This is a genomic window from sulfur-oxidizing endosymbiont of Gigantopelta aegis, from assembly GCF_016097415.1.
In the GTDB taxonomy this organism is placed as follows: domain Bacteria; phylum Pseudomonadota; class Gammaproteobacteria; order GRL18; family GRL18; genus GRL18.
The window spans coordinates 3622331-3638771 of sequence record NZ_JAEHGE010000001.1; the positions used below are offsets into that span (position 1 = coordinate 3622331).

17 protein-coding genes and 1 pseudogene are annotated in these 16441 nt (G+C 40.6%); 14 read left to right on the top strand and 4 right to left on the bottom strand.

Annotated elements, in window-relative coordinates; all coding sequences use genetic code 11:
* Nucleotides 1-25 precede the first annotated feature (25 nt).
* From JEU79_RS18585 to JEU79_RS18600, 4 genes are all read left to right on the top strand, one after another.
* Nucleotides 26-655: a YfgM family protein gene (locus tag JEU79_RS18585; RefSeq protein ID WP_198265308.1), complete on the top strand. Its 630-nt coding sequence runs from the start codon at nt 26-28 to the stop codon at nt 653-655.
* A complete protein-coding gene (gene bamB / locus JEU79_RS18590) occupies nt 655-1827 on the top strand; it encodes an outer membrane protein assembly factor BamB (protein ID WP_198265309.1) in 1173 nt (390 codons plus the stop codon). The genes JEU79_RS18585 and bamB overlap by 1 nt, the downstream gene beginning before the upstream one ends.
* Before the next feature lie 30 nt (nt 1828-1857).
* On the top strand, nt 1858-3297 hold the full coding sequence (gene der, locus JEU79_RS18595; protein ID WP_198265310.1) for a ribosome biogenesis GTPase Der: 1440 nt from the start codon (nt 1858-1860) through the stop codon (nt 3295-3297).
* Nucleotides 3298-3745: 448 nt separating this feature from the next.
* Nucleotides 3746-4303 carry a hypothetical protein gene (locus tag JEU79_RS18600; protein WP_198265311.1) on the top strand — a complete coding sequence of 186 codons (558 nt, stop codon included), beginning with the start codon at nt 3746-3748 and terminating at the stop codon, nt 4301-4303.
* Nucleotides 4304-4485: 182 nt separating this feature from the next.
* Here the strand turns inward: JEU79_RS18600 and JEU79_RS18605 are convergent, their stop codons facing one another.
* Both JEU79_RS18605 and JEU79_RS18610 read right to left on the bottom strand, forming a co-directional pair.
* On the bottom strand, nt 4486-5337 hold the full coding sequence (locus JEU79_RS18605; protein WP_198265312.1) for an IS3 family transposase: 852 nt from the start codon (nt 5335-5337) through the stop codon (nt 4486-4488).
* Nucleotides 5315-5524: pseudogene (locus JEU79_RS18610) on the bottom strand (transposase); the annotation flags it as partial. The gene JEU79_RS18605 and the pseudogene JEU79_RS18610, both read right to left, overlap by 23 nt.
* Nucleotides 5525-5628: 104 nt before the next feature.
* On the opposite strand from JEU79_RS18610, the gene JEU79_RS18615 reads away from it, so the two are divergent.
* Nucleotides 5629-6444, top strand: coding sequence for a hypothetical protein (locus JEU79_RS18615; RefSeq protein ID WP_198265313.1), 816 nt, complete (start codon nt 5629-5631; stop codon nt 6442-6444).
* Between the two features lie 133 nt (nt 6445-6577).
* On the opposite strand, the gene JEU79_RS18620 is transcribed toward JEU79_RS18615, so the two are convergent.
* On the bottom strand, nt 6578-7045 hold the full coding sequence (locus JEU79_RS18620; protein WP_198265314.1) for a cyclic nucleotide-binding domain-containing protein: 468 nt from the start codon (nt 7043-7045) through the stop codon (nt 6578-6580).
* 585 nt (nt 7046-7630) lie between these two features.
* Complete coding sequence (locus tag JEU79_RS18625; protein ID WP_198265315.1) at nt 7631-7936, bottom strand: c-type cytochrome; 306 nt, start codon at nt 7934-7936, stop codon at nt 7631-7633.
* A 102-nt stretch (nt 7937-8038) separates the two neighbouring features.
* Between JEU79_RS18625 and rimO the strand changes: the two genes are divergently transcribed.
* From rimO to JEU79_RS18670, 9 genes are all read left to right on the top strand, one after another.
* Nucleotides 8039-9373 (top strand): 30S ribosomal protein S12 methylthiotransferase RimO, encoded by a 1335-nt coding sequence (gene rimO / locus JEU79_RS18630; RefSeq protein ID WP_198265316.1) that lies wholly within the window; start codon nt 8039-8041, stop codon nt 9371-9373.
* A gap of 3 nt (nt 9374-9376) precedes the next feature.
* A complete protein-coding gene (gene cmoA, locus JEU79_RS18635; RefSeq protein ID WP_198265317.1) occupies nt 9377-10135 on the top strand; it encodes a carboxy-S-adenosyl-L-methionine synthase CmoA in 759 nt (252 codons plus the stop codon).
* 46 nt (nt 10136-10181) lie between these two features.
* Complete coding sequence (gene cmoB, locus JEU79_RS18640) at nt 10182-11147, top strand: tRNA 5-methoxyuridine(34)/uridine 5-oxyacetic acid(34) synthase CmoB (protein ID WP_198265318.1); 966 nt, start codon at nt 10182-10184, stop codon at nt 11145-11147.
* 57 nt (nt 11148-11204) lie between these two features.
* Complete coding sequence (locus JEU79_RS18645; RefSeq protein WP_198265319.1) at nt 11205-11522, top strand: SET domain-containing protein-lysine N-methyltransferase; 318 nt, start codon at nt 11205-11207, stop codon at nt 11520-11522.
* Between the two features lie 434 nt (nt 11523-11956).
* Nucleotides 11957-12382 carry a CHASE3 domain-containing protein gene (locus tag JEU79_RS18650; RefSeq protein ID WP_214660629.1) on the top strand — a complete coding sequence of 142 codons (426 nt, stop codon included), beginning with the start codon at nt 11957-11959 and terminating at the stop codon, nt 12380-12382.
* Between the two features lie 68 nt (nt 12383-12450).
* Entirely contained in the window at nt 12451-12774 is a 324-nt protein-coding gene (gene tnpA, locus JEU79_RS18655; RefSeq protein WP_198262602.1) for an IS66 family insertion sequence element accessory protein TnpA, read from the top strand.
* Entirely contained in the window at nt 12771-13100 is a 330-nt protein-coding gene (gene tnpB / locus JEU79_RS18660) for an IS66 family insertion sequence element accessory protein TnpB (RefSeq protein ID WP_198262810.1), read from the top strand. The genes tnpA and tnpB overlap by 4 nt, the downstream gene beginning before the upstream one ends.
* Nucleotides 13101-13200: 100 nt before the next feature.
* Nucleotides 13201-14730 carry an IS66 family transposase gene (gene tnpC / locus JEU79_RS18665; RefSeq protein ID WP_198265321.1) on the top strand — a complete coding sequence of 510 codons (1530 nt, stop codon included), beginning with the start codon at nt 13201-13203 and terminating at the stop codon, nt 14728-14730.
* Between the two features lie 44 nt (nt 14731-14774).
* Nucleotides 14775-16418, top strand: a complete 1644-nt coding sequence (locus tag JEU79_RS18670; RefSeq protein ID WP_198265322.1) for a methyl-accepting chemotaxis protein — start codon at nt 14775-14777, stop codon at nt 16416-16418.
* The last annotated feature ends 23 nt before the right edge of the window (nt 16419-16441 follow it).

A 16441-nucleotide genomic window follows, 5' to 3' on the forward strand; every position in this document is an offset into this window, starting at 1 on the left:
AGAATTTAAGTGTCTGGGAGACATAATGGATAACTTTGAAACAGAAGAACAACAGGTAGAAGCCATAAAAAAATGGTGGGGCGAAAACTATATAATGGTGATTGTTATTACCATCGTTGGTTTGGGTGGCATTGTGGGTGTGCAGCAGTGGAAACAGAGCCAAGTGACGCAGGCTCAGACCGCTTCTATGGAATATGACCATATCTTACAAATTGTAAAAGAAGGTAAAGACGAGCCCGTTAAACAACAAGTTGACACCATGCTGGGTGAATATGCTGATTACCCTTATGCGGCATTATCAGCCATGTTGGAAGCTAAGCAGCTTATTGATGCAGGCAAGTTATCTGAAGCTGAAACTCAACTTAATTGGGTCATCAATAACTCTAAGGCACAAAATTTACAGCATATTTCCAGAATTCGTTTAGCAACGATTCTTTCTGCACAAGGTAAAAATGATGCGGCCTTAAAAGTACTTGATGTTGAAACGGGTAATTTCAGAGCCAGCTATCTGGAAGTCAAAGGCGATGTTCTGGTTGCGATGAAACGCATAGACGAAGCACGTTCTGCCTATGATCAAGCCTTAGAAGCCTATGCTGTGATTGGTGCTAATGCACAGATTTTACGCGTTAAACGTAATGATTTAGGAAAATCATAATGATAGCGAAAAGAATAATAGGCATAGCTGCACTTAGTTTCATGAGTTTATACCTCAGTGGTTGCGGTTGGACCGATAGTTTTTTTGGTGGCGAAGATAACTCGATTCCACCGACTGAACTACAAGATATTACGAGTAGTGTACAAGTTGGAACTACCTGGACTAAAGACGTTGGTGTTGGTCTTGATGAAGCCTTTGTGGATTTACAGCCGGCAATTACTGATATTGAAGCGTTTACCGTCGATCGTGAAGGTCAGGTCACTTCGCTTGATTTGGCTACGGGTGCGGTCAATTGGCAGATTGAATTAGAAATGGTGATCACCGGCGGCGTAGGTCATGGTGAAGGCATCCTGGTTGTGGGTAATAATCGTGGTGAGATCATTGTTATGGATGATAGCAATGGCGCAGTATTGTGGAAAAAAGAACTCAGTAGTGTGATGCTCTCATCGCCATTGGTACAAGATGATACCTTGATTGTCCGCACGGGGGATGGCCGTATTTTTGGTCTGAGTGCAGAAAATGGCAGCCAGCTTTGGGTCTATGATCGGGGCGTGCCGGTACTAACCTTACGTGGTAATAGCAGCCCTGTTCTTGGTGGTAAAGAATTAGTCTTTACTGGCTTTGATAGTGGTAAAGTCGCCGCAGTGGGTGTTCAACATGGGCGCTTATTGTGGGAGGCCAATGCGGCAGTACCCAGAGGCCGTTCTGATTTAGAGCGTTTGGTTGATATCGATGGTTCCATGGTGCTTGTAGGTCGAGTGTTGTATGTGGCGACTTATCAAGGACGTGTAGTGGCAATCGATGCTCTAGAAGGGGAAATTTTATGGGCAAAAGAAATGTCCTCTTATGCCGGTATTTCAGCCGATGAACGTCATATCTATGTCACTGATTCAGATAGTAATCTTTGGGCAGTGGATCGTGTTTCCGGTGATATGTTGTGGAAACAGGACAAACTAGCCTATCGCCAACTGACAGCACCGGCTTCTGTGGGTGACTACATTTTAGTGGGTGATTTTGAGGGTTATGTACACATACTCTCACGTCTTGATGGTGAAATTGTGGGGCGTGAAAAGATCAATAGTAATGGTTTTCATGTTCAGCCACAGGTATCGGGTGATACCGTTTATATTTATGGTAATGGTGGTACTTTAGCCGCATTGCGACTTAATTAATTAGTACAAGAAGAGCGATAGAAACAAGTTATGAAACCGGTAATAGCCCTAGTTGGGCGTCCTAATGTGGGCAAATCAACGCTCTTCAATCGTTTAACCAAAACGCGTGATGCTTTAGTCGCGGATATGCCAGGAGTTACACGAGACCGCCAATATGGTGAAGGCATCGTGGGTGATCGCCCTTATATAGTTATTGATACAGGTGGCTTGAGTGGTGAAGATGAGGGCATTGATACCCTGATGCAGTCGCAGGTTTATCAGGCCATGAAAGAAGCAAATATTATTTTGTTCCTAGTTGATGGCCGTGGTGGTATTACCGGACACGATCAAACCATTGCGCAATATTTACGTGAATTGGGTAAGGACATTCTTATACTGGTCAATAAGGCTGAAGGTATGAATGAAGATGTCGTTGAGGCTGAGTTTTATGCTTTGGGCTTAGGTCAGCCCTATGCGGTATCATCATCTCATGGTGATGGTATCGCCCCCTTGATGGAAAAGATTTTAGGCGATATTCCTGAAGATGAAGAAGGTGAGGCCGATGAAGATTCCTATGCAAAAAGTGGCATTAAGTTAGCCATTGTTGGTCGGCCTAATGTCGGTAAGTCAACCTTGATTAACCGCCTGATGGGCGAAGAACGGGTGGTGGCATTTGATATGCCCGGTACTACCCGTGATAGTATATTCATCCCCTTTGAGCGTGATGGTCAGCGTTATACCTTTATCGATACTGCGGGCGTGCGTCGGCGTAGTCGAGTCAAAGAAACCATTGAAAAATTCTCCATTATTAAGGCATTACAGGCCATTGAGTCGGCCAATGTTGTGATTATCATGCTCGATGCCCATGAGGGTATTACGGATCAGGATTTACACTTACTCAGCTATGTCATTGATACCGGTCGTGCGCTTATTATTGCTATTAATAAGTGGGATGGTATGACCAAAGAGGCGCGTGAGTTTGTTAAAGAACAATTAGAGCGTCGCCTGCCTTTTCTTGATTATGCGAAATATCATTATATTTCAGCCCTGCATGGCAGTGGTGTTGGTTTATTGTATGATTCAGTGGACAAGGCCTACGATTCGGCGATGAAGCGCCATCAACCAGCTAAATTAAGTAGCTTGCTGGAAGAAGCAGTACAAATGCATCAACCGCCTTTGGCACGTGGACGTAGAATAAAGCTGCGCTATGCGCATCAGGGCGGTCAAAATCCTCCCCTGATCGTGATTCATGGTAGTCAGACGGAGCATATTCCTGAGTCGTATAAGCGCTATTTAATGAATTCGTTTCGTAAATGGTTAAAGCTAGAAGCGACACCCATACGATTAGAATTTAAAAATAGCACTAATCCTTATCGTGGCACGCGTAGAAACAACGATAAAACCAAGCAATTACTGCTTAAACGCCATCGTCAGACCAAAAATATGGCGAAGAAGTTCAGTGGCAAGAAAAACAAAAGAACCAATCGTTAGAGCTAGTCGTTAGAGCTAGTCGTTAAAGAACCGTTTATTACTCAGGCGTAGGGTGGGCACGCTTTTTGTGCCCACGCTGATAGTGTGAAGAACCCTATTGGCTGCTTATACTCATGATACTCAGTCATGCCTCGCTGCGCCCTGAAAGAAGTGCCCTTAGGGTGCATTTCCAAGTATAATGGATATATTACTCAGTCATGGTCATAAAGGTTGTGATTTGAGCAGCAATTATCGGCGTCGTGAACAATGTAAGCACAGCAGCATCTAACAAAGACTCAAAATAATACTTTTCGCACTGTTCTTCCACCCAAACTAAAAAAGTGAAAAAAATTGAATTATTTTTGAACTTTTTCACGATCTATCGATCAGATCAGTATACTCACAATAAATTGAGAAACTGATATGCTCAAGCCACGACCACAATTGACAAAAAAGGCTGATTAAACCATTGGCCTCCTTAACTAAAACCAAAAAGCACTTGGGCTTTACCGCATTACGAATGGCTGTTACTTCTCATTTTCTGGCAATCAAAGACAATCGCCAACAAAACAAATGTGACTACAGCCAAACAGAGGCATTGATGAGTGCATTTGCCTGTATGTATTTTCAAGAGCCTTCCCTTGCACAGTTTCAGTTGCGAATGGAAGAAGAGCTTCATAAAAATAATTTACGAACCCTCTTTGGTGTTGAGAATATACCTCAAAACAGTCAACTGCGAAAGATACTTGATGCTGTGCCCAGTGAAGGGTTCGCCCCCATTTTTAAAGATTTGTTTGAACGTCTGAGACGGCACAAACATTTAGAAGATTATGCTATTTTTCCCAATATATTACTGTGCGTAATTGATGGCACCCAGTATCACAGTTCAAAAGACATTCATTGTGAACAATGCCTGATGTGTCAACACTTTTCCGGACAGTTTTCTAAATATTTTTTGGCTGTTTCAAGTGATTTTTGTCATTTTGTATTTCCTATCATTTTAGTTTCTCATGTTAACTTTAAATAGATGAAGAGAAAGGGCTTTGCCCTCTGGAACGATAGAGCCGTTCCATTCACCCAAGGTATTTTCACAACGGTAATGATCCTGTTACAATATCTTCACGGCACAGGCTGAGGAGCCGATGGCCGTCAACGGTAATGGGCGGCATTTATGTCGCCTTTTACCCCTCTTCAATCAATCGATTTAAGCTATTTCCTGCTGTATTTCATAATCGACTGGTGACAAATAATCATTAGCCGAATCTCCCGATTATAAAATACCTCAATATATTCAAATATTGCCTGCTTTGCTTCTACTCTGGTTTTGAATCGACAATGGTGCGTCAATTCAGTTTTCAAACTATGAAAGAAGCTCTCTGATACAGCATTGTCCCAGCAATTTCCTTTGCGGCTCATAGACTGAATTATGTTATGATCCGACAATATTTTTCTATGACTATCAGAGGCATATTGGCTACCTCGGTCAGTATGCCAAAGCAATCCATCCATTGGTTTACGCTTCCATATGGCCATCAGTAAAGCATCATTGACTAGCTTGGCTTTCATTCGCTCATCCATCGACCAGCCAACAATTTGCCTAGAGAATAAGTCAATGACAACCGCTAAATATAACCAGCCTTCCTTGGTGGCAATATAGGTAATATCACCCACATAGTAGCGATCAGGTTGAGAGACAGTAAACTCTCTTTCCAGTAAATTTGGAGATATACGCTTATTATGCTTGGAATTAGTCGTCGCTTTAAAGCGTCTCTTCGTTTTACAAAACAAACCGGCTTTTTTCATTAATCGACCAATTCTCCGGCGGCTTATATGAACGCCTTTTTCAGCCAGTTTTCTTTTTAAGACGACGGGTTCCATAAGTCTTGCGACTGTCTTCAAACAGTTTTTTAGCTGCTCAGTAAGCGCTTCATTTTCTTTCTCTCTATCCGTTTTAGGAGAGCTAACCCAATCATAATAGCAACTACGGGAAACATCCATAAAACGGCACAGAATCGTTACCGGGTAATCTTTAGCCTGATCAGTTATCCATGCGTACTTCACAAAGTTTCCCTTGCAAAGTACGCTGTGGCCTTTTTAATAAATCACGCTCCTGAATCACTTTTGCCAATTCTTTTTTCAGACGTTTTACTTCATCATAAATGTGTTCATCACTTCTATTGGCTACCGTCTTCACCGGTTTGGAATATTTACTGATCCAGGTATGTAGAGTATTTACATTAACACCTAGCTCCCTGGCAGTCTGGTCCGGTTACATATAGCCACATTAGCCTGCATAAAGAACATAAAAGCGGTGAAATCACTTACAGTCATGCCGTATTACAAGGTGCCATCATGCACCCAGATAAAAAACAAGTGTTACCAGTCATGCCTGAAGCCATCCAAAATAAAGATGGTACAGAGAAACAAGACTGTGAGATCAATGCCAGCAAACGCTTCATTGCTCAATTGAAAAAAGACCACCCTCGCCAAGGCTTTGTTATCTGTGGTGATGGACTGATGTCACACCAACCGATGATTGAAACCATTAAAGATAATAAAATGCATTATCTTCTGGTGACCAAACCAGGTGATCATAAATATCTTTTCGAATGGCTCAATGACTTTACTGAATTGTCCTCATTTGAAACCATCGATGAGAAAGGTCGTACCCATCAGTATCGTTGGAAAAATGCAGTTCCATTACATGGTGAAGCTGATGCCGTCACCGTTAACTTCCTTGAGTATCATCTCATCAATTCAGAAGGAAAGATCACCTATCGTAATAGCTGGGTGACTGACTTTCAAGTCAGTGAGCACAATATTATCCAACTGGTTCAGGCTGGGCGTTGTAGATGGAAGATTGAGAATGAGTGTTTTAACACGCTGAAAAATCAGGGCTATTCTATAGAACATAATTATGGTCATGGTAAACAATATCTCAGCTATAACATGTACCTACTTACCTTGCTGGCCTTTTACTTTCATCAAATATTTGAGCTGACCGATGGGGCTTATCAGGCCTGTCGAACTAAAGCAGGTTCTAAGCGGTATTTGTGGGAAATGTTCAGAGGGACTATTCAGTTTCTTGTCATGGATTCATGGGAGGAAATGATGGATTTGTATTTAAATCCAGATGACTACGAGGTAACGAAAACGAAAAAATCTTAAACCCAACCGTTTGAAGGAATGCACTTGAGTGTGTAGCTCGACCCGTGCCTGCCATTTAGTGGTGCAAACGTGAGCCACTCAAAGAAAGTGCCATAAATTTTTAAAAAGCATGAACTTGGCTAATTGATGAGGTTTAAGTGGGTTCACCGATTTTTGCTGTGATTTGAGCCGACGCCTTGCGTAAATTCAAACTCAGTAAACGGGCAATCCCTTTTAAAATTTTAATACCGACTTCAGGGTGTTTGTTTAATAAGGTATTAAAATCATCACGGCGTAAAATCAAAATAGTCGAGTTCTTACGCGCCCGTACGGTGGCGGAACGAGTTAGGCCATCGATCAGCGCCATTTCACCCAATGATGCACCTTCTGAAATAGTGGAAATAACCACTTCTTTATCATCCAGCGTTTTAACAATTTCCAGTTCACCTGCAGCAACAAAACTCAAAAAACTACCATGCTGGCCTTCTTTACAGACTAGACCGCCTATTTGTAATTCTTTTGGGAATAAGTATTGAGATAATACTTGAGTATCATCGGCATCCAACTCATTGAAAATGGGTATTTCGGTAATGAGGTATTCAAGTTCTTTATTAATATTCATTGTTTTATATGCACTTTTATTGATGAGTTGATCGATATACCCGTGACACTTGGAAGTGCAGGCTTCGTTATTTTAATTTAAAGCCTCAATCATGTAGTACTTATACAATCAATCGGCCTTAAATCAAAATGCCTCGCTACATTTCCAAGTATCATGGGTATACTGTACTAATAATAAAATAGATTCCCATATTAGCAAGCTTGCTTTGATGCTATTTGCATATTTATGACTTTGGTCAAATAAATTGTCTTATTAATTGGTTATTATATCTGCAGATGTAGTATAATTCTTACCTTGTAGTGTCTGTCCTACAAAAATAATTTTATTGTCTGTATTTGAGGTTTTTTTAAATGATGATCTATTTAGTGGTAATCATATCGTTCATGGCGGGATTTTTATTAAGTGCTGTGATTGGGAGCAATCCAATTCGTGAAGACGAAGAAATGCCTCTATTAGCGAAAGATTTTATTAATATAAAATAATTTTTTGCTTCTATATCTGTTTTAATAAGTAAAAAATAGCTCTCCATGCTCATTTGCTCAGCACGAAGTGCTGCAAGCTGTCAAATGAGCATGGAGTAAAGGCTTATTTGTCTCCAGAGTGCTCCAGAGCATATAGGCTCACTGCTTTTAAGCTATCCCCGGTAATATTTGGGAACTTAGGCATCATTAAACTACCCTCAGTAATTTTGCTCGCAATATAGTCAACATTTTTATTTTCGCTAGTCAGTTCATAATGGATATTATCCTTACCCTCAATAGCTTTATGACAGTCTAAGCAAGCATTTTTAAAAATATCTTCACCACTCGCACCCGTTTCTGGGGCAAAGTCTTTACTACAGCCTGCCAATAAGAGTGTGCTTGTTGCTACTGCTAATAATAATGTTTTCATTGAGTATCCTTGAGTTTTTAATAAGCCTTAGGACATTAATGTTGGTATAATAGTTCATTTTTCAAGCAGACATTCGTAAATAAAGTAAGATTTAAGGTAATTATGAGCGCTAACAAGATAGGTTTTATTAGTTTAGGCTGCCCCAAGGCTTTGGTTGATTCCGAGCAAATTCTGACGCGTTTGCGTGCAGAAGGCTATGATATCAGTGATTCTTATCAAAATGCTGATATGGTGGTGGTGAACACCTGCGGTTTTATTGATGATGCGGTAGAAGAGTCATTGGATGCCATTGGTGAGGCGCTGGCCGAAAATGGCAAAGTCATCGTGACCGGTTGCTTGGGCGGCAAGGGTGACATTGTTAAAGAAACTCACCCTGATGTATTAGCCGTGACCGGTCCTCATGCCCTGGAAGAAGTGATGCAGGCCGTACATGCGCATATTCCCCCTGATCATGATCCCTATACCAGTTTGATTCCTCAGGGTGGGGTTAAACTTACACCTCGACATTATGCCTATTTAAAGATTTCAGAAGGTTGTAATCATAGTTGTAGTTTTTGTATTATTCCTTCCTTACGGGGAAAATTAGTCAGTAGACCCATTGGCGATGTGTTGCAGGAAGCTGAAAATCTGGTTAATGCAGGCGTTAGGGAATTATTAGTGGTGTCTCAGGATACTTCCGCCTATGGTTTAGATACTAAGTATCAATTAGGTTTTCATCAAGGCAAGCCGGTTAAAACGCGTTTTAAAGAATTGGCAGCGGCTTTAGGTGAGATGGGAGTCTGGGTAAGAATGCATTATGTTTATCCCTATCCTCACGTGGATGATGTCATTCCCTTAATGGCGGAAGGTAAAATCCTGCCTTATCTGGATATTCCATTACAACATTCTTCACCGAGTGTGCTTAAGGCAATGAAACGCCCGGCCAATAGTGAAAATATGCTCAAACGCATTGCTTTTTGGCGGGAGATTTGTCCTGATATTACTTTGCGTAGTACCTTTATTGTCGGTTTCCCCGGTGAAACAGAGCAGGATTTTGAGGATTTATTGGCTTTTACCCAAGCAATTCAATTTGATCGTGTCGGTGCGTTTAAGTATTCTGCGGTTGATGGTGCTGATGCCAATGCATTGCCTGATCATGTCCCTGAAGCGGTTAAAGAGGAGCGTCTGGAACGTTTAATGGCAGTGCAGTCTGAAATCAGCTTTAAGAAGTTGCAGGCTAAAGTCGGTCGGACGATGAAGGTGATTATTGATAGTATTGATGACAAGGGATTAATCGCCCGTAGCGCATCTGATGCGCCGGAAGTTGATGGACTAGTGTTTGTCGATCCTTTAGAGGATGATCAAATTGAGCAAGCGGCAGACCTGAATCCAGGGGATTTTATTGATGTTGAAATCATTGATAATAGTGAACATGATTTGTTTGCGCGCTTGGTGTAATAAATGACGCTAGGGCGTGATACACTGTTTTCCAGTCCACTGGATAAATTGGTTGATTTTAATTTTGACGAAAAAGTAGCCAGTGTATTTCCGGATATGATCAATCGTTCTGTGCCGGGTTATGCGAGTATCGTGGCAATGAGTGGTGTTTTGTCGGCTGAGTTTTATCAACATCATAGCAATTGCTATGATCTGGGCTGCTCATTAGGTGCATCGGCTTTATCAATGGCCAAGGCATTACAGGCTCGCTTTAGCGATGAACAACGTTCAGCTATTATTGCAGTGGATAATTCCACCGCAATGTTAGCTAAGGCAAAGTCTTTATTACAACAAAGTGATCCGGATTCAGCGTATAGCAAAGCCATTGATTTTATCTGTGCTGATGTGAATGACATCGTTATAGAAAATGCCTCGGTGGTGGTAATGAATTTTACCTTGCAGTTTATTGAGCCACAGCAACGGAAAAATTTATTGGCAAGGATTTATCAGGGGATGAAGCCGGGCGGTATTTTGATTTTGTCAGAAAAGCTCAACTATAGTGATGCTGAGCAGCAAAAACTACTGATTGATATGCACCATTTTTTTAAAAAAGCCAATGGCTATAGTGATTTAGAAATCAGTCAAAAGCGACAAACATTGGAAAATGTATTGCTACCGGAAACTTTAGCACAGCATAAACAGCGTTTAAATGATGTTGGCTTTAAACAAACTGAACAATGGTTCCAATGTTTTAATTTTTCATCTATTATTGCTATAAAATAATCTAAATTTAGCGTTTCCCAAATAATAATATACTCACTTCGACACTATGCTTGAATACACTGCTTTATACCAATCCATGCAAGATACGGCCTTAGAAAAATGGGCTGAAACCTTGCCCGATCAAATTGCGCAATTAGAACCCTCGACTCATGGTGATTTTAATCGCTGGCGTCAGGCTTTGAATGATTTGCCTGCTGTGACTCAATGTCATGTTGATTTTAATTCAGACACCTTGCAAATACGCAGTGAAAATGCACTTGATGGGGAATTGTTAGAAACAACCTTAAAGCAGCTAAGCCCTTGGCGTAAAGGCCCTTATCAAATTAATGATTGTTTAATCGATACAGAATGGCATTCTGATTGGAAGTGGAATCGTATCGTTGAACATATATCGCCGTTAAAAAATCGTCTGGTATTGGATATTGGTTGTGGCAATGGCTATCATTGCTGGCGTATGCATGGTGAACAGGCACGATTGGTGATTGGTATCGATCCTTCCTGGTTATTTTGGATGCAGTTTCAGGCGCTGAAACATTTTATTGGTGATAAGCCTGTGCACTTACTTCCCTTTGGCATAGAACAATTGCCTACCAATCTGCATGCCTTTGATACAGTATTTTCTATGGGGGTGTTTTATCATCGTCGTTCGCCGATTGATCACCTGCAACAACTCAAAGCTACGTTGCGCAAAGGGGGAGAGTTGGTGCTGGAAACCTTGATTATTGATGGTCATTTGGGTGAAACTTTAGTGCCGGATGATCGCTATGCTAAAATGCGTAATGTATGGTTTTTACCCAGCGTTGCAACGATGACGCAATGGTTACAACGGTGTGGATTTGAAAATGTGCAAGTGGTTGATATCAATCAAACCGCTATTGAAGAACAGCGCAGCACTTCTTGGATGCCTTATGAGTCATTACAAGATTTTCTTGATCCAGAGGACAAAAACAAAACAATCGAAGGCTATCCAGCCCCCAAACGGGCAACGTTTATTGCTCAAAAACCGTTTTAAAACGACTCAATATAAATGCATAAGACGAGAAACTACCACTAATGAGTAAAAACAACTATGAGTAAAAAACAGGCAGTCCATCAAGCGCCAGTCTATGTTGGAGAAAGTAAAATTCATGGCAAGGGCTTATTTGCTGCACGGGATATCAAAAAAGGTGAGCTATTGGGCGAGTTTAAATGTCAACCGACCAAAAAAGATGGGGCTCATGTCATATGGATGGCAGAAGATCGAGCCTATAAAGTATTAGATGATTTTAAATACATTAATCATGATGATCGGGCCAATGCCGCTTATTATGATGATTTTACCGTCATGGCAATCAAAAAAATAAAAAAAGATGATGAAATTACCCACTATTATGGACAAGATTGGTAATAAGGACTCATTATTAAGCCCTATTTAACCTGAGTTCTGGATAATAATTTACGGTATTGTTTAGTTAGCACTATTGTGATGCGCTTCGTTCCTCAGCAGCATCCTACTGTTTTACAATACATTACTTGCAGACAAGCGTAGGGTGCTGCTGAGGAACGAAGCGCACCGCCATGTAAGTTAACTTGCTCGTATGTATTATCCAGAATTCAGGTTATTTATTAATATTTACTCTCTTCTTTGACTTTTAGCAATGAAAAACTAAACTATAATCTAATACTACCGATATATCATAGTTATAGCGAATCAGTTTTCTTTCTTTGCTTCCCGGGGGAGCGTTTTTGATGCTAAAAGCCATATTTACCAAACTTTTATTGAATACTACGGTTAAATCGAAGCTGCGATTTAGTTTTGTGTTTTTTTTATTGGTCATTTTATTGGGTAGTGGTTCCTTTATTTATAATGGTTATACCCAAAAAGCGGTCATTATTGATGTGACTCAGAAGGGGGCGCCAATTATTGCTCACCTGCAAAGTATTCGTGAAGGCATTTCTGAATTATCCGCATCCAGCGGTCTTTATCTCCTGACTCGGGAAAAAAATTATCAAGATGTTTATCAAAAGGCATTAAGTGCCTTAAAAACACACATCACATCACTGGATGAGCATAAAGCCAGTTATCCTGAAATGGTGCAGTCGTTGGTCAAAATTACTGAGAAACTGAATGTACTGGATAAAAGTTTTGTTAATGTGATGAGAATTGGTGCAGATGATAATCTGAACAAACCGGCATTATTAATTGCCGGTCAAAAAGTGGGGCCGATCATTAATCAAATGTTACAAATCACTGTAAACGTCAATTAAAACCCACGTTCACAATAAGCTTCAGTTAGCTCAAACTATGATCTTCAATTCGTAATTTGGAGATACAAATGAGCAACCATTCAAAAGATGCTTCGATGAAGCAACACATAGAGGCCTGCCAAGCCAGTAACTTAAGCCAGGCAGTTTATTGTCAACAACATAAGATACCCTCTCATATTTTTAGCTATTATCGAAAGAAGTTGGGTTATGTTAGCTCATCAAAACAGGTCAACACCAACAATCAACTCATTCCCATTAATTTACTGGCCAATTCCCCCACAAGCAATGCAATTAAAGTAAGCCATACCAATGGTTTCAGTTTGGAAATCAATTCTGATACGAACCTGAATCAGCTCAAGTCCATTCTGGATTTGCTCAGGACTGTTTCATGATAACGGGCATCACAGTCAATCAGGTTTATCTGGTTTCTGGTGTTACCGATATGAGAAAAGCAACCAATGGGCTATCACTGATTGTCTCAGAGCAATTGGAACACAATCCCTTTGATGGCAGTGTCTTTGTTTTTGTAATCGTCAGCGAGATAAACTTAAAATACTGTACTGGGAGCGTAATGGTTTCTGGCTTTACTATCGTACACTTGAAAAGGGAAATTCCAGTGGCCGATGGAAAAAGAACAACCCACTCTTTCGTTAACACTGAGAGAATTACAGTGGTTACTGGATGGTTTATCTTGCACACAACACCATGCTCACCCTGAAATTCATGGTCTGGAAAACAACTAAAAAAAGTCCCTTTAGATGCGCATTAAACAGAATAAATACAAGCATTTAACGCTCATTTTTAGTATAATATAACGCATGAGTTCAACAGACAAAATACTACCAGAAGAGATACCAACGCTCAAAAACAGGGTGCTTGAACTCCAGTCAAAAGTGGACTGGTATGAGGAACAATTTCGTCTGTTGCAACATAAACGGTTTGGTACTTCCAGTGAAAAAGAAGTTCACCCCGACTTCTTTAATGAGGCAGAAACGTTCGCCGAAGAAGCACCGGAAGTCCGTGAAACCATTACTTATGAGCGTAAAAAGCCCGGTCGTAAGCCTTTACCTAAAGACCTACCTCGTAAAGTTGTTCGTCATGAGTTATCTGAAGCAGAACAAGTCTGTGACTGCGGTCATCACTTGCATGAAATTGGTGAAGAGACCTCAGAGCAACTGGAAATTGTTCCTGCTCAGGTATATGTTGTAGAACATGTTCAGGTTAAATATGCCTGTCGTGCTTGTGAGGAAGGCGTTAAAACTGCTCCTAAGCCTGCACAGCCCATTCCTAGAAGTTTTGCATCACCCAGCCTGCTGGCCTATATCATTGTTTCTAAATTCCTAGACAGCTTGCCTCTCTATCGACAGGAAGCGATATTTAAACGCTATAAGATAACACTTTCCAGAGCCAGTATGTCCAACTGGGTGCTTAAATCAGCTGAATTACTCAAACCCTTTTATAATCGGTTGTTGTATTATCTCATTAGGCAGAAAATCATCCAGGCCGATGAAACAACGATGCGAGTGATCCATGATGGACGTGAGAATTGCCCTAAATCTTATATGTGGCTCTATCAAAGTGGCGGCTATCATTCCAAGTGTCCCATTGTTTTGTATGAGTATCAGCCTACTCGTGCAGGCCAACATGCCAAAACCTTTTTAACGGGGTTTTCAGGTTACCTGCAAACGGATGGCTTTCCCGGTTATCATATATTCGAAAATGAGAACAGTGAAGTCACTTTATTAGGCTGCATGGCACATGCTCGTCGCAAGTTCCATGATGCCTTAAAAGCATTACCCAAGAACAGTCAGAAAAAGCCTGGCATGGTACAAATGGCGATCAGTAAAATTGCTAAATTGTATGCGATTGAAAAACAAATCAAACCGCTCAATGCTGAACAACGTTACCTGATCCGTCAGGAAAAAAGCAAACCACTACTGGATGACTTTAAAAAGTGGTGTGATGATAAAGTGACTAAAACAACAAAAGACAGTAAGTTGGGTGTCGCTATTCGTTATGTGATCAATCAATGGAAGTATCTGACTGTCTATCTTGAAGAGGGCAACCTCCAGATTGATAATAATATGGCAGAGCGGCGGATCAAACCCTTTGTGATTGGGCGCAAAAACTGGGTCATGAACCAAAATCCTCGTGGTGCTGAGGCCAGTGCTATTTTATATTCAATCGTGCAAACAGCGAAAGCAAACAACCTAGAGCCCTTTGCCTTTTTAACACACATTCTGACTGAGTTACCTAAGCTGGGCAGGCATTATGATGATGAGGCTTTAGAGCAATTGTTGCCATGGAATTTGACTGAAAAAATTCAGCCTTTAAATAAAGTGGAATGATACGTCAACGTGGGAAGTTTTGACGTATACAAATCACTAGTGTGATGATTGATTCTGAAGTAGAAGAAGAATCTCAGAGTGAAGAAATTGATCAGGTTAGAGTCAGTATTCTTAAGGTATTATTTGAACTACGCTCGGAATGGTTAAATTTATCACGTAATACCACTGTTTTTTTGACCTATCGCAATAATATTTTCTCGGAAGGCTATGTCGTACAATTGGATATTATAAAAAGTAAATTGGAATTTCTGGCTAGTCTGGAAGATGAACTTACTTTTGAAGAAGCGAATGGCCTTGAGGAATTGCAGGATATTGTAGTGAATTATGAGGCATTTTTAAAAGAGATTGTGCAGGTTCATAGTAGTAATGATTGGCGCAAGGACTCACAACTTATTCGTGATGAACTAGTCCCCTTATTAACAGATATTCTGAATTCAATCGGGCAAATTATCACTAAGCAACAAACACGTGCAGATGAAAAAATCCATAAGCTCTTGACTGATATTGAGTTATTTTCAAATATGACTTTAGTAATTGCCATCATCAGCTTTATTGGTGCCTTGCTCATTATTCTTATTCTCAATCTATTAGTGACTAAGCGACTGGTGACAACACAAAAGGCAATGCATGAAATCTCCTCAGGCGGCGGCTTGGGACACAGCCTGGATGAAAAAGGCAAAGATGAACTGGCGGCACTGGCAGTGGACTTTAATGTCTTCGTCGGAAAAATTAAACGGGTGGTTGATTTGGTGGTACTTTCTTCAAGCAATTTAGCTAAAGAAGCAAATAAAATGAGCTCCTTGACAGCATGTGCTTTGGATTTTTCCAATAGTCAGGAACGGCAAGTCTCAGAAGTGGCTGCTATCAATAGCCAGATGTCAGTGCAAATGGAAGCCATTGCTGAAAATACCAATAAAGCCGCAGAGTCTGTTGAAGAAGCTAAATCAGCAGCAGAGAGTGGGCGTAGTATTGTCCAACAGGCGATTGAATCGGTTCAGATAATTGCGACAGAAGTGAAAGATTCATCATCAGTGGTGAATGACTTAGCTAAAGATACTGAAAGTATTAGTTCAGTGATTCAGGTGATTCAAACGATTTCTGAGCAGACCAATTTATTGGCACTTAATGCTGCCATTGAGGCCGCCAGAGCAGGTGAGGCGGGTAGAGGCTTTGCTGTTGTCGCTGATGAAGTGAGAAGTTTATCGCACAAAATTCAAGAAGAAACTATTGTCATTAAGGAAAAAATTGAACAACTACAAAAAGCCTCTGTGAGTGTGGTCGACAAAATGAGTAGCATGCAGAGCCATGCAGAACGTACCGTACAACTTTCAACTGAAACGGGCAACAGCTTTGATAATATTGTCAGCGATATTACTCGTGTTAATGGGATGAATAAAGAAAATGCGGGTGCTACTGAACAACAACGCAAAGATAATGAAAAAGTGAGCAATTCATTGGAGAACTTAAGTGTAATGTCACAAACAATGGCTAAGACTTCTCAAGATGCTTACAATTCAGGTAATGAATTTAAAATCATGGCCGAGCAATTGAAAGATATAGTGGAGCAGTTTGTACATACCTCTGAAAGCAATGAAAGTTACGATGCAAATACAATATCTGTTACAGATGAAAATAATAATAAAAAATCAAATAATGTTTCAGACTCTCATGATGTAGAGTTGTTTTAACTTGGTTGGCAATAATAGTGATC

Excerpts from the sequence above, each read along its gene's own strand:
- JEU79_RS18585 (WP_198265308.1), top strand. The coding sequence starts at position 26 with ATGGATAACTTTGAAACAGAAGAACAACAGGTAGAAGCCATAAAAAAA.
- bamB (WP_198265309.1), top strand. The coding sequence starts at position 655 with ATGATAGCGAAAAGAATAATAGGCATAGCTGCACTTAGTTTCATGAGT.
- der (WP_198265310.1), top strand. The coding sequence starts at position 1,858 with ATGAAACCGGTAATAGCCCTAGTTGGGCGTCCTAATGTGGGCAAATCA.
- JEU79_RS18615 (WP_198265313.1), top strand. The coding sequence starts at position 5,629 with ATGCACCCAGATAAAAAACAAGTGTTACCAGTCATGCCTGAAGCCATC.
- JEU79_RS18620 (WP_198265314.1), bottom strand. The coding sequence starts at position 7,045 with ATGAATATTAATAAAGAACTTGAATACCTCATTACCGAAATACCCATT.
- JEU79_RS18625 (WP_198265315.1), bottom strand. The coding sequence starts at position 7,936 with ATGAAAACATTATTATTAGCAGTAGCAACAAGCACACTCTTATTGGCA.
- rimO (WP_198265316.1), top strand. The coding sequence starts at position 8,039 with ATGAGCGCTAACAAGATAGGTTTTATTAGTTTAGGCTGCCCCAAGGCT.
- cmoA (WP_198265317.1), top strand. The coding sequence starts at position 9,377 with ATGACGCTAGGGCGTGATACACTGTTTTCCAGTCCACTGGATAAATTG.
- cmoB (WP_198265318.1), top strand. The coding sequence starts at position 10,182 with ATGCTTGAATACACTGCTTTATACCAATCCATGCAAGATACGGCCTTA.
- JEU79_RS18645 (WP_198265319.1), top strand. The coding sequence starts at position 11,205 with ATGAGTAAAAAACAGGCAGTCCATCAAGCGCCAGTCTATGTTGGAGAA.
- tnpA (WP_198262602.1), top strand. The coding sequence starts at position 12,451 with ATGAGCAACCATTCAAAAGATGCTTCGATGAAGCAACACATAGAGGCC.
- tnpB (WP_198262810.1), top strand. The coding sequence starts at position 12,771 with ATGATAACGGGCATCACAGTCAATCAGGTTTATCTGGTTTCTGGTGTT.
- tnpC (WP_198265321.1), top strand. The coding sequence starts at position 13,201 with ATGAGTTCAACAGACAAAATACTACCAGAAGAGATACCAACGCTCAAA.
- JEU79_RS18670 (WP_198265322.1), top strand. The coding sequence starts at position 14,775 with ATGATTGATTCTGAAGTAGAAGAAGAATCTCAGAGTGAAGAAATTGAT.